General features: G+C 35.9%; 14 protein-coding genes. 5 read left to right on the top strand and 9 right to left on the bottom strand.

From position 1 onward, the window contains the following. Positions 1 to 20 precede the first annotated feature (20 nt). Complete coding sequence (locus OPU68_RS05900) at positions 21 to 803, top strand: hypothetical protein (RefSeq protein ID WP_498473072.1); 783 nt, start codon at positions 21 to 23, stop codon at positions 801 to 803. A 57-nt stretch (positions 804 to 860) separates the two neighbouring features. Here OPU68_RS05900 and OPU68_RS05895 read toward each other — a convergent pair whose 3' ends face one another. The 9 genes from OPU68_RS05895 to OPU68_RS05855 form a co-directional block, all read right to left on the bottom strand. Next, a complete protein-coding gene (locus OPU68_RS05895) occupies positions 861 to 2,648 on the bottom strand; it encodes an acyl-CoA dehydrogenase FadE (RefSeq protein ID WP_498473071.1) in 1,788 nt (595 codons plus the stop codon). A 52-nt stretch (positions 2,649 to 2,700) separates the two neighbouring features. Further along, complete coding sequence (locus OPU68_RS05890; RefSeq protein ID WP_498473070.1) at positions 2,701 to 3,057, bottom strand: four helix bundle protein; 357 nt, start codon at positions 3,055 to 3,057, stop codon at positions 2,701 to 2,703. A 35-nt stretch (positions 3,058 to 3,092) separates the two neighbouring features. Next, positions 3,093 to 4,268, bottom strand: coding sequence for an acetyl-CoA C-acyltransferase (locus OPU68_RS05885; protein WP_498473069.1), 1,176 nt, complete (start codon positions 4,266 to 4,268; stop codon positions 3,093 to 3,095). A gap of 45 nt (positions 4,269 to 4,313) precedes the next feature. Next, entirely contained in the window at positions 4,314 to 4,676 is a 363-nt protein-coding gene (locus tag OPU68_RS05880; protein ID WP_498473068.1) for a four helix bundle protein, read from the bottom strand. A 39-nt stretch (positions 4,677 to 4,715) separates the two neighbouring features. Then, the gene (locus OPU68_RS05875; RefSeq protein WP_498473067.1) at positions 4,716 to 7,088 is read right to left on the bottom strand and encodes a 3-hydroxyacyl-CoA dehydrogenase/enoyl-CoA hydratase family protein; all 2,373 of its coding nucleotides are present in this window, start codon (positions 7,086 to 7,088) and stop codon (positions 4,716 to 4,718) included. Between the two features lie 13 nt (positions 7,089 to 7,101). After that, positions 7,102 to 7,557, bottom strand: coding sequence for a MarR family winged helix-turn-helix transcriptional regulator (locus OPU68_RS05870; RefSeq protein ID WP_232706530.1), 456 nt, complete (start codon positions 7,555 to 7,557; stop codon positions 7,102 to 7,104). A 144-nt stretch (positions 7,558 to 7,701) separates the two neighbouring features. Next, complete coding sequence (locus tag OPU68_RS05865; RefSeq protein WP_498473066.1) at positions 7,702 to 8,649, bottom strand: ABC transporter ATP-binding protein; 948 nt, start codon at positions 8,647 to 8,649, stop codon at positions 7,702 to 7,704. Further along, positions 8,646 to 9,620, bottom strand: a complete 975-nt coding sequence (locus tag OPU68_RS05860; protein ID WP_498473188.1) for a FecCD family ABC transporter permease — start codon at positions 9,618 to 9,620, stop codon at positions 8,646 to 8,648. The genes OPU68_RS05865 and OPU68_RS05860 overlap by 4 nt, the downstream gene beginning before the upstream one ends. A 40-nt stretch (positions 9,621 to 9,660) precedes the next feature. Beyond that, positions 9,661 to 10,230 carry a TlpA family protein disulfide reductase gene (locus OPU68_RS05855; protein WP_498473065.1) on the bottom strand — a complete coding sequence of 190 codons (570 nt, stop codon included), beginning with the start codon at positions 10,228 to 10,230 and terminating at the stop codon, positions 9,661 to 9,663. 86 nt (positions 10,231 to 10,316) lie between these two features. Here OPU68_RS05855 and OPU68_RS05850 point away from each other — a divergent pair, with 86 nt between their 5' ends. From OPU68_RS05850 to udk, 4 genes are all read left to right on the top strand, one after another. Then, on the top strand, positions 10,317 to 11,444 hold the full coding sequence (locus OPU68_RS05850; RefSeq protein WP_498473064.1) for a 2Fe-2S iron-sulfur cluster-binding protein: 1,128 nt from the start codon (positions 10,317 to 10,319) through the stop codon (positions 11,442 to 11,444). 68 nt (positions 11,445 to 11,512) lie between these two features. Further along, positions 11,513 to 12,070: a SanA/YdcF family protein gene (locus tag OPU68_RS05845; RefSeq protein WP_498473187.1), complete on the top strand. Its 558-nt coding sequence runs from the start codon at positions 11,513 to 11,515 to the stop codon at positions 12,068 to 12,070. Positions 12,071 to 12,181: 111 nt separating this feature from the next. Next, positions 12,182 to 12,790 carry a hypothetical protein gene (locus OPU68_RS05840; RefSeq protein ID WP_498473063.1) on the top strand — a complete coding sequence of 203 codons (609 nt, stop codon included), beginning with the start codon at positions 12,182 to 12,184 and terminating at the stop codon, positions 12,788 to 12,790. Between the two features lie 106 nt (positions 12,791 to 12,896). Beyond that, entirely contained in the window at positions 12,897 to 13,514 is a 618-nt protein-coding gene (gene udk, locus OPU68_RS05835; protein WP_232706540.1) for a uridine kinase, read from the top strand. Positions 13,515 to 13,516: the final 2 nt, after the last annotated feature.

Raw genomic sequence — 13,516 nt, 5'->3', positions numbered from 1 at the left:
GTTAATTTAAAAAAATATAAATGTCACACATTGGATTAAAATATTCTAAACAAATAAAATTAGATTCTGATTCTATAAAATCTGTTTTAGAGAACAAGCCTTCTGGAAAAGGGAAGAAGATTATGGACGACTATCTAAAAAACAATAATTATGCAGAAGAATCTGATTATGATTTAGTTTTAACAACTAAAGATTCTTTAATTTTTGGATTTGATTTTTTACATAATGGAAAAAAAATAATGATGCCTGAAATAAATCCAATTACAATTTATTTCTCAAATGCAATTATGTCCAATGTTCAGATTGGAAAATATAAAAAAATATTAATTTCTGAGGCTAAAATTGGTGTATCGCAAGTACATTCATTTGGTAATTTCTTTCAACTTGCTTTCAATTGTATAATGAACCTTCAATCATCAATAGAAGTATTTGTAAATTTAATTATCCAAGAAAATAATTATATTTTTTTAAAGAAAGACGGAACACCAAGGGAAGGAATAATAAGCATTCACGATAAAATAAAAATTGCATTACCTCAGATACTCAGTAAAAATTTTAAATTAAATTTTGAAAATGAATATTTACAAATAGAAAATTTAATTAAATTAAGAAATGAATTAATTCATTTGAAACCTGAAACAGAAACAACAAATACAAAGTATAAGATTCCTTACAGAAAAGTTATTGAGTTCAATTTTGATAAAGCGATTAAAGCAACTCGAGAATTTATTAATTATTATGAACCAAATTTAATTGAAGAATGTACCTGTGGAATTAATTTCCATTTTGATATTATAAAATAAAATCAAAAACCCTCCGAAAAAATTCAGAGGGTTTATTATTTCAATCAAATTGATAATCTAGTAAGAACCTTTCCCAATAAAATGAGAGGCAATCTTTTCCGTCAAGGCAATTGGATTTGGCGTGTTCACGTATTTTGTAAAACGTCTTAGTCCGGCCAACATCATTCTTTGCTCGTCGCCTTCGGAGAAAGACACAATGCCTTCTTTGGCGTTGGTGGCGATGATGTCAACGGCTTTGTAAAGATTCAGTCTTGCCATCGATGCTTCTACAGAGTCTGTGTCGAAATGTTTCTCCGCTCTCAGGATGGCAGATTCTGCCATATAGATTTGGTTCAGGATTTCGGAAGCGTTCAGGAGAAGATGCTGTTGTTTCTCGATGTCCATCATATATTTTTGAAGGGCAGAACCGGAAACCATCAGGAAAACTTTCTTCAGATTTTTGATGACCTCTTTTTCTTCAGACATATATTCTGAATAATCCGGAATGTCGAAAGACGGAATTCCCATCAATTCTTTTCCTACATTTTTTGCTGGTGTCAAAAGGTCGATTTTCCCTTGCATTGTACGTTTGATGAGCATTCCAACGGCAAGAAGTCTGTTGATTTCGTTGGTTCCTTCGTAGATTCTGGAAATCCTTGAATCTCTCCAGGCAGATTCCATTGGTGTATCTTCTGAGAAGCCCATTCCACCGAAGATTTGAATCCCTTCATCCGCTGAATGCTGTGCCAAATCTGAAACGAAAACTTTCAATATAGAACATTCTACAGCAAATTCCTCCACACCTTTCAGTTCCGCTTCCTCGTGGTTCATTCCGCCGGCAACCAATTCCTCGATTTTGTTTTCGACATCTTTTGCACCACGGTAAGAACCAGCCTCACTCACAAAAGCGCCAGTCGCCATCTCTGCCAACTTCTTTCGAATTGCGCCGAAAGTGTTGATAGAAACACCAAACTGCTTTCTCTCCGTAGAATAAGTCAATGAATGGTTCAGGATTCTTCTTTGCGCATCCAAGCACGCCGCCGCCAATTTGATTCGGCCAACGTTCAAGGCATTAAGAGCGATTTTGAAACCGTTGTTTCTTTCACCCAAAAGATTTTCAACCGGAATTTTCATATCATTGAAGAAAACCTGACGCGTAGAAGACGCACGGATTCCCAATTTGTGTTCTTCCTCTCCGAAAGTCAGGCTCTCAGGATTTTCCAATTCGGAACGGTTGATGACGAATCCGGTGATGTTTTTATCATCGTCAATCTTGGCGAACAAAGTGAAAGTGTCAGCAAAACCAGCATTCGAAATCCACATTTTTTGTCCGTTGATGATGTAATGTTTTCCATCCTCGGAAAGTTTGGCTCTTGTTTTTCCGCTGTTGGCGTCAGAACCTGCGTCTGGCTCGGTCAAGCAGTAAGCACCGAATTTAGTTCCCGCCGCTAAGTCAGGAAGGTATTTGTTTTTCAGATATTCGCTTCCGTAAAGTAGGATTGGTAAAGTTCCAATTCCCGTGTGTGCGCCGTAAGCTGTTGCTAATGAGCCAGTTGTTCCGGAGATGTAATCGCAAGCCAGCATTGTGGTCACGAATCCCATTCCCAATCCGCCGTAAGCTTCCGGAACAGCGATTCCCAGGAATCCCATTTCTCCGATTTTGCGCATCACTTCTTCCGTGTAGGCATAATCTTTTTTCTCGAAGCGTTCTTTGTTCGGAACCACTTCTTTATCTATGAATTCTTTCGCAGAATCGCGAAGCATTTTTTGTTCTTCGGACAACTCTTCAAGACTGAAAATGTCTTCTGTTGTTATTTCTTTGATGAGAAATTCCCCACCGTGTGTTGTTTTAGTTTCGGTTGACATAGTATTGTGATTTTAAATTTTAGATTATAAATTTTAGATGTAAGATTCGCTGTTATAAATTTTCAGATGAAGTTTTGATGATTTTAGTTAGAATATTAATGATGCTTTCAATTTCTTTTAAGTAAGAATCAACTTCAACTTTGATAAGATTTGAAGATTGATAAAGTTTCAACCAATATTTTGTTTCTCTAGCTTCCTTATTTGCAATAGAAAGTTTGGAGATAAAATCTTTTTTAGATTGAGCCGCAATTGCTTCTTCTACATTTACCCCAATTGATGTTCCGCTTCTAAGAATCTGTTTTGAAAGAATATATTCATTTTGAGATTTACAATGCGTGTAAAATTTAATTATACTCAATGCAAATTCAAATGTTTTATGTTGAATCAAATTATCTTCTTTGAAGCTCATTTCATCTAAAATTTATAATTTAAAATCTATAATTATTAAAGAAGTTCGAAAACACTCGCTGCACCCTGACCAGTTCCAACGCACATTGTCACAACACCGTATTTGCTGTTTCTGCGTTTCATTTCGTCAAGAAGTTGAACGGTTAATTTAGTTCCTGTACAACCAAGTGGATGTCCAAGTGCGATTGCGCCTCCGTTTACATTTACGATTTCTGGATTGATATTTAATTCTCTTAAGATTGCAACAGACTGAGAGGCAAATGCCTCATTCAACTCAAACAAATCGATGTCGGATTGTTTAAGACCTGCTTGTTCCAAAGCTTTTGGAATGGCGAACATTGGCCCAATTCCCATAATTCTTGGCGGAACGCCGACAGTCGAATAGGAGAGAAGTCTCGCAACAGGCGTCAGATTTAATTCTTTTACCATTCTTTCGGACATTACCATTGTGAAAGCGGCGCCATCTGAAGTTTGAGAAGAATTACCAGCTGTCACTGAACCATTCGCTGCGAAAACTGGACGAAGTTTTGCCAAAGCTTCCACCGATGTGTCAGCTCTTGGACCTTCATCTTGTTTGAAGGCGTATTCTTTGGTTTGGACTTTTTCCTTTTCGTCAAGGAAATTATATGCTACATCAATCGGAACAATCTGGCTTTCAAATTTTCCTTCTTTGATGGCTTTCATTGCTTTCTGATGCGAGTTGTAAGCAAATTGGTCTTGCTCCTCACGACTTACTTTGAATTCGTTGGCAACCGCTTCAGCCGTCAATCCCATTCCCCAATAATAATCGGGATGTTTCTTGGCCAAATCCGTGTCTGGAATCGGTTTGTAACCGCCCATCGGGATATAAGACATACTTTCTGCGCCACCAGCGATGATGCATTCTGCCATTCCGGCTTTGATTTTCGCTGCCGCAATTGCTATTGCTTCTGAACCTGATGCGCAATATCTGTTTACTGTCACGCCAGGAACTTTGTCGGTGTCCAATCCCATTAATGAAATCAGTCTTGCGACGTTAAGCCCTTGTTCTGCTTCCGGCATTGCACAACCGACAATCAAATCGTCGATGCGAGCCGGGTCAAGATTTGGAACATCTTTCATCAGATGTTGTATCACAGTTGCCGCCATATCATCCGGGCGGGTAAAACGCAAAGAACCTTTCGGCGCTTTACCAACTGCTGTTCTGTATCCTGTTACTATATATGCTTCCATTTTATTTTGTTGTATTACGTATTAATGTAAAATGTATTTATGATTTTAAAATGTTTGAGTATTAAATTTCTGTTTCAATTTTGCCAACATATTTTGTATGTGTTTGATTTCGGAATAAATGATATTATAATCATCATTTTTAAAGTATCCCAAATCATTAGCAATTAATATTTGAGTTTCAAATTCGAATGATGAGCCTAAAGCAATATTCAGAAAATGAGAAAATTGAGCATTTGTATCACGACCAGCGCCTTCAGCAATATTAGACGGAATTGAAATTAAACTTCTTCTTGCTTGAGAAGTCAATCCAAACAATTCATCTTTTGGAAAATTATTAGAAGCCAAGTAAAATATTTTACAAAGTTTCATTGATTTTGTCCAAACTTCTAAATCTCTAAAATTGTGCATCGTTAATACATTAATACTTTTTACATTTTACAAAAAAGTCTAATTTCTAAGTGGCTTTCCTGTCGTTAACATTGTCTGGATTCTCTCAAGCGTTTTTCTTTCGCCACAAAGTGAAAGGAAGGCTTCTCTTTCCAAATCCAAAAGATATTGTTCGGAAACTTCTGTTGGTTCGGAGAGATTTCCGCCGGTCATTACGTAACCGATTTTGTTGGCAATCAATCTGTCGTGTTCTGAGGCGTAACCGCCGGCAACCATTTGATCTGTTCCAACGTAGAACATTCCCATTGATTCTTTTCCGAGAACTTTTATTTTTTCCGGAACAGGCGCTGTATATCCCAATTCGTCCATAACAATTGCCTGACGTTTTGCTTCCGCAATTTGTCGGTCTTTGTTTACCACGATGATATCTTTGTCGGTCAAAATTCCCATTTGCTTAGCTTCGTGAGCTGAAGTTGCCACTTTTGCGGTTGCAATATTCATAAAGTAATTACGCAAATGATTGGTTTTAACATCGTCTGGAAGTGCGCCTTTCAAAGCTCTTAAGGCAAACTCTTTTGTTCCGCCACCGCCTGGAATCAGGCCAACACCAACTTCCACCAAACCGATGTAAGTTTCTGCAGCTGCAACAATTTTATCTGAATGCATCGAGAATTCGCAACCGCCACCAAGCGTCATTCCGAAAGGTGCCGCGATAACTGGAATTGAGGAATATCTCAATTTCATAGAAGTCTGTTGGAACATTGCGATGGCCATATTCAGTTCGTACCAATCTTGTTCAACAGCCATCATCATTACCATTGCGAGATTTGCACCGACCGAAAAATTATCAGCTTGATTTCCAATAACCAAACCTCTGTAATCTTTTTCTGCAATGTCAATCGATTTATTAAGACCTTCCAAAACACCGCCGCCAAGAGAATTCATTTTTGAACGGAATTCGAAGTTCAAAATGCCGTCGCCAAGATCAATTAACGCAGATTCGGAATTCGACCAGATTGTTTTTTCTTTTCTGATATTATCCAGAATAATGAACGCATCCAAACCTGGAATTGGTTCGTAAGTTTTCGTATTTTGATTGTAGAATAACTGCTTTCCGTTTTCTAATTTGTAGAAAGATTCGTTTCCGGAAGCCAGCATTTCCTTAACCCAATCAGCGACTTTGTAGCCTTCGCTTTCAACCAAATCGATTCCTTTTTGAATTCCTAGGAAATCCCAGTTTTCAAAAGGTCCATATTTCCACGCATAACCGGTTTTCATCGCATCATCGATGGAGTAGAACACATCAGTAATTTCGGGAACACGTTGAGAAACGTAAGCGAAAAGTGACGCATAATGTTTTCTAATCAATTCGCCAGCTTTGGTTTGGTCTTTCAACAAAATTGGTAAACGGTTTTTCAAACTTCCGGCTTCTTTTGCCGCTTTTACGATTGGAAGTTTTGGCTGTTTCGTCGGTTCGTAGCCAAGTGTTTCATAATTAAGAACGAAACGGTTGACATTTCCGCCAGCGTCTTTTTCTTTATAATAGAATCCTTTTTTAGCTTTATCGCCGAGGAATTTATTTTCAATTAAATGATTCAAAGTTTTGGAATCTTTCAAAGCCTGAACCATTTCGTCGTTTTTCAAATTGGCTTGAAGTCCTTTAGTTACGTTGAAAGCCGTGTCCAATCCTACCAAATCTCCCAATTTGAAAGTTCCGGTTTTTGGACGATTCAGCAAATCACCTGTCAAGGAATCCGCTTCTTCAATGGTCAAACCGATTTCCTCAGTCAGTTCCATAATTTTCGCCATCGAATAAACACCGATTCTGTTTCCGATAAATCCTGGTGTATCTTTACAAAGAACCGTTGTTTTTCCAAGGAATTTCTCGCCGTAAGACATAAAGAAATCCACAACAGATTTATCCGTTTTCGGACCTGGAATTACTTCAAATAATTTCAAATATCTTGGTGGATTGAAGAAATGCGTTCCGCAAAAATGCTTCTGGAAATCTTCAGACCTTCCTTCTGACATCAGATGAATCGGAATTCCTGATGTATTTGAAGTAATCAAAGTTCCCGGTTTTCTAAGTTTGTCAACTTTCTCGAACATCGATTGTTTGATGTCCAATCTTTCGACAATCACTTCAATCACCCAATCCGAATTTTTAATTTTCTCCAAATCATCTTCGAAGTTTCCAACCGTAATTCTGGATGCAAACGATTTGTCATAAATAGGTGAAGGATTGCTTTTCAGAGCGGTGTCAAGATGACCTTGCGCCACGCTGTTTCTCGTTTTCTTGTCGGCATTTTCTGAGTCTTTCGCAGGCATATCCAACATCAATACCTGAATCCCGTTTCCAGCCAAGTGACAGGCAATTCCGGAACCCATCACGCCGGAGCCGAGGACTGTAACGTGTTTTATTTTTCTGTTCATTTATTGAGATTTATTATTGTTTTCTATTATTAAGTTCGTTGGCGATTTTCAGGATATCGTTCATCACTTCTTTAAAAACTTCAAACTTTTCCGGCTGAATTCTCTCCACAATTTTCTTATTAAAATTAAGAACAACTTCTTTTGATAAGTTTCTGGAATTGATTCCTTTATCGGTAAGCTTAATAATGACTTCACGTTTATCAGTTGTAGTTTTCTCTTTATATATATAACCGTTGTCTTCGAGAAGTTTGATAATCCTTGTCAAAGAAGTAGGTTCGATAGCCATTTTGGGACCAAGATTTGTGCTTCTTGTCCCTTCTTTTGGATCAATTTTAAGTAATGTAAGTGCCTGAACTGCAGTAGAGTTGTACAAGGAAGCCTGATCTGAATACATTTTCGAGACCGCTAACCAAGCTGACTTTAACATCAAGTCAACACTTTCGACTTTTTCTGAATTTTTCTTTTCCATAACTGGCATATTAAAGTGCTTTATACAAATATAAAAAAAATACTATGCATGCATAGTATTTATAATTTTTAATAGTTAAGTAATTGATTTACAAAGTTTTAATTACTATGCGAATCTTAATATTTTAAATGGAGTATTTTATATTTAACTCTGATTGTCAATATTAATAAGGTTTTGCAGAGATTGTTTAATTTCTGTTAATGTATGATAATTGTCATAAAAATCCTCCGTTTTCAGTTCCCATTTGTCATTTTTAAACGTCAATTTAAATTTCCTCAAATCTGAGGCGAAGTTTTTTTGAAGGAAAGAAAACATCATTTCTTTTTCCAATTTTGGCGCATCAATTTCTGGTGGATGAAAATTTTTATTAAAATCTAAAATCTGTGGTGTGATTAATTCCGGATTATTTAGGATAATTTCTTCAGAGATTCCGCTGATGATTTTTTCATCTTTCAGCCACCAAATTTTATCTGAAAATTCCTTCGCCAATCGCCAGTCGTGGGAAGAGAAGAGAATTAATTTGTTTTCATTTTTAGCAAGATTTCTGATTAATGAAAGAATCATTAGCTTGTTTTCTTCATCCAGATGCGTTGTTGGTTCATCTAAAATAATGAAAGGTGAATTTTGAGCTAAAGCTCTTCCAATAAAGACTTTTTGAAGATTTCCGTCAGACAGTTCGATTAATTTTTTGTTTCGAAATTGTGTGAGATTTAGTTTGTCAATTATTTCATTGATTTCATCTTTATCCTTTTCATTCAGTTTAAAATAATACGGATAATGAATATATTTCCCAAGCGAAATCAAATCTGTAACTGTATAATTATCGGGAATTTCAGCTTTCGAAAAAACAATGGCAATTTGAGAAGCAATTTCGTTCGAATTCAATTTCTGAATTGATTTTCCGTTGATAGAAATTTCGCCATTCAAAAGTTGATTTTGTCCAAGAATTGATTTGATTAAAGTCGTTTTTCCAATGCCGTTATTCCCCATTAAAAGGCAAACCTCGCCTAATTCTAAGGAAGTATTGATGTTAGAAATTAATGGTTCTGAATAACCGATTGATGCATTATTAATTTTAAGGAATCTCATCATCTTTTCTTTTTAACTAGCATCAATAATATCACTGGAATTCCGAAAAACGTCGTAATAATATTAATCGGGAACTGACTGAGTTCTGAAATAATCGAGAAAACCTGCATTATAAAGATTCCCAAAACGATATTTAAAATCCATTGATGCCAAAGTTGGGCGGGATTCCAGAGCATCCTGCAAAAATGAGGAACCACAACACCAATAAATAAAATTGGTCCAAGAAAAGCAGTTACAGAAGCCGATAGAATAGAAGATGCTACAATAATACTGATTTTCAGTTTCGATTGATTGACTCCAAAACTCTGTGCGTAAGCCGAACCCAGAGAATTTCCAATTAAAGGTTTTATGGATTTGAAAGTAAAAAATAATCCGATAATTACTAAAATTGTCAAGATTGAAATTTGAGAAATATTAGCTTGATTATTTGCTCCGAAAGTCCATAGAATATAGTTTTTCAGACTTTGACTTTCCACATAAAACTGAAGAAATGAAACAACTGCTCCAGCCAAAGCTGAAATCAAAAATCCGAAAATAATGATGAAACTTTTGTCCCGAAAACGATTTGAAAATAACAGCAAAACAATCATCAAAACTACACTTCCAAGAATCGAAGATAAACTGATAAAACTATTTTGCAAAAAATCAGGAATCAAAATATCTTGCGAAAAGAAAATATAAAACGCCACAAACAAACTGGAAACCGACGTGATTCCCAAAACATCCGGACCAGCCAATGGATTTTTGAAATATTCCTGCAAAAGAAATCCACTTGTTGGGATTGCAATTCCAGCTAAAACCATTGCTAAAGCACGATTGATTCTAAATCCTGCAAGTTCAAAATTTTCTGTTTCAGAATTTAAAAAGTCGGAAAAGTTGAGTTTTGCATAACCAACATTCAAATTGATGATGAACGAAATGATGATTCCGACAATCATAAAAAAACAAAGAACTCCGAATTTATTTTTCAAGATTTGTCTTTTAGTTTAATTCTTATCATTGATTTTTGCTTAATTATTTTGCAGATAAAAACTGCGAAAGTTTCTGATTCAGAGCCTCTTCTGTCATAGAACCCAGCGTTTCATCAGTTTTGTCGCCTTTTTTAATCAATGTAAAAGGAATTGCTCCGCCATCCCAAGTTTTGAAATTCTGTTTGAAAAATTCCGGTTTCAAAAGACTTCCGTCCAATAATGTTACGTTTTTTCTGATGTTATATTCATCCGCAAAATCGCTGACTGCGGTTGCCCAATCGGTTTTGTTGTCAAGACTTACAAACGTGAATTTAACAGGTTGACCTTGTAATTCTTCCATTTTTTTGTGGAAAAAAGGAATCTCGTGCATACACGGTCCGCACCAAGTCGCGAAAAAATTGGTCACATATAAAGTATCGGAATTTTTATTTTGAATGTAAGCTGACATTTTTTCGGGAGAAAATTCTACCAATTCCGCAACATCGGCTTCGGTTTTCGTTGGTTCAATTTTTATTGAATCTTCTTTGGCTTGCGTTTCAGCAACTTTCTCATCGTTTTTTTTACAGGCTAAGAAACTGAGTGACAGGAATGAATATAATATTATCTTTTTCATAGAATTTTAATTTAAATGAATTTACGAGCTTGTCTTGAATTTAGATTTTTTCTTCTGTCAATTTTCATTAAATTTGATTCTTGACAATGGAAAATCAATTAACAGTAGCCAACCAACCTCAGTTTCACAGGCTAAAAATAGCTAAAAAACGCCAATTGACAAAAAATGCTTTTGCATTGGAATTGGAGATTCCTGAAGCTTTGAAATCCCGATTTCAATTTCGTGCCGGGCAATATGTGACGCTCAAATATCACTTTAATGAAAAAGAAATCCAGAACGATTATTCCTTTATTTCTGCACCTTTCGAGAACAAAATCGAACTTGCAATCAAAATTAATGGCGATGAAAGTTCAACCAATTTCCTGTTTCAACATTATCATATTGGCGACGAAATTTCTGTGAGCGAACCGTTGGGAAGATTTTTCATTCCTGCAAAACCAAACGAGAAACGGACAATCATTGCTTTTGCATCCGGAATTGGAATTACACCAATCCTTAGCCATATCAAAAATATTTTGTTCGGAGAAAAATCGACGAGAATTTTCCTTTTTTATGGCAATAAAAGTTACGAAGATATTATCCTGAAAGATGAATTGGAAAAGCTTCAAATAGAATCTGGCGGAAGATTAGAATGTTTCTATTTCATTTCGCAAGAACCTGTAAAAGACAAGTTGTTTCAAGGTAGAATTGATGAGAAAAAAGTGTCGCTTATCATTAATCAAATCCTTCACTTAGATGAAGATGACGAAGAATCTACAATTTGGGACAGCACAGATAAAGTTTTGATTTGTGGTCCAGGAGCAATGATAAAATCTGTCGCAAACGCCTGCTACAACCACGGAATTCCGAAGAAAAATATTCATTTTGAGTTGTTCGAAGCTTACAATGAAGACATCTATCCAACCGAAAAAGAATTTCCTCTGATTGAAAATGTTGAAATTAAAATCAAATTCAATCACATAGAAAAAGACGGCATTATTCTTAAAAATAACGAACGAAAAATCCTTCATCAACTGTTGGATTTGGGTTACAAACTGCCTTATTCCTGCAAATCCGGAATTTGTGGTAGCTGTCTTTGTTATTTGAAAAGTGGCGAAGTGGATATGACGGAAGACGAATATCTGACAGATAACGAAAAACATCAGGGAAAAATCTTACCTTGTACAGCTATTGCGATGAGCAAGGAGATTTTCTTAGATTTTGATATGGTTTAATTATGGTTCAGGCGTTTACCAACTTTTTCAAAATAGCTTTCAGGCTTTTGGAAGCCGGATTTTTGCTGATGATTTTAGCAAATTTCTGGGTGTATTCGCTTACAAGTGGCCGGACTTACAACAGAATCAGCAAAGTGCCTCCGAGAGATTGCGCCTTAGTTTTAGGAACATCTCCGAAAATGCGTTCTGGTGTTGCCAATCCTTATTTTGTAGCGAGAATGGATGCCGTCGGAACTCTTTATCATCACGGAAAAATCAAGAAAATCATCGTTAGCGGAGAGAAAAGCGAGAACTATGACGAAACTGAAGCGATGAAGAATTTCCTGGTTTATAATGAAGGTGTTCCGGAAAACATCATCATCAAAGATCCAAAAGGTTTCAATACACACAAGAGTATTTTGAATTGTAAAAATACTTATAATCAGAAAAATGTAATCATTGTTTCACAGGGTTTTCATAATCTCCGGGCATTGTTTTTTGCGAGAAATAATGGGATGAATGCATTGGGTTTTGATGCTCAGGATGTGACTAAAAATGAAAGTTTCTACAGAAATCATACCCGTGAGTTTCTCGCCAGAGATTTGGCTGTATTTTATTATATTTTAGGGATTTCGCCGGAAGAATAGTTTTCATCAATCAAATCAATTTCATTGTAAAATCTTCCAAAATTTAAGTTGGCAGATTCTTTGTAACTATATGATTACTATCAATTACGATGGTAATTAAAACTTACAAGAATGAAAAATTTATTTAAAATATTAGTTCCGTCTTTTCTAGCAATTGCTTTGACATCTTGTATTGCAACTACAGCTTCTGATGGTTATGGTTCAAACAACAGTTATGGATATAGCGATAATTATTCTCAAGGATATTCGGATGGTTATAGAGATGGATATTACCAGTCTCCGGACGGATTTTGGTATGCGCCAAACGTAGTTTATCTGGATTATAATAACAATTATTACAGAAATGGAACGGTCTATAATTCAAAAAGAGGACGAAATAATGTGATTGTGTCTCCAAGAAGAAGTTCTTTACAGAATCAAATTTCTACTGGGACAAGATCACAGTCTCAATCGGCAATCCGAAATCAACAAAACGGTACACGGAATCAGAATAACATCAGAGTTCAGCCAAGTACAGGGATTCAAAATGGAACCAGATCACAAAACAACATCAGGATTCAGCCTAATACAAATAGCGGTATGAGAAACCAATCTCAAAATAATGTCAGAGTTCAGCCACAACAAAGTGGTACAAGGTCTGGCACACAAAATAACATAAGAGTGCAGCCACAACAAACTCCAACAGAAAATAATTCCCAGAGATCAAACGGATCACGATAACCAAAAAGCCAGTTTCGACTGGTTTTTTTGGGTCTAAATTTCAATTTTTCAATATTAAAAATGAGTGTAACTGAAAATTATATTATTTTTGTAAAAATTGTAAAAGATGCTCGTGATTGGAATTGCCGGTGGAACAGGTTCCGGAAAAACTACTGTTGTTAATAAGATTCTTCAACAACTCAATATAGAAGGCGTTAACGTGCTTTCTCAGGATAATTATTATCACGATAATCCAAATCTTACTCTGTCCGAAAGGGAAGTACTTAATTATGACCATCCAAAATCCATTGATTTTGACCTGATGTTGCAACATGTGAAAGCACTGAAAAACCATCAAAGTATAGAACAGCCGATTTATTCTTTCGTAACGCATTCCAGAACGGGAGATCACGTTACAGTTGAACCCAAAAATGTTTTGATTGTCGAAGGGATTTTGGTTTTAACTAATAAGGAATTGCTGAAAGAATTCAATCTGAAAGTCTTTGTACATGCAGACTCAGACGAAAGATTAATTAGAAGAATCCGTAGAGATACGCAGGAAAGAGGAAGAGATCTTCAGGAAGTTCTGCATCGTTACCAAACGACTTTGAAACCCATGCATCAGGAATTCATAGAGCCTTCCAAAAATGAGGCAGACCTTATTGTTCCGAATATGAGACAGAATTCGGTGGCCATTGATTTTCTTACAACCGTTATCAATAATTCGCTTAAAAAAGTTCATTAGTT

The sequence above is a fragment of the Chryseobacterium sp. TB1-D10 genome (assembly GCF_059803555.1).
The sequence above is the reverse complement of the archived record's forward strand: the minus strand, read 5'-3'. Positions and strand labels throughout refer to the sequence as shown.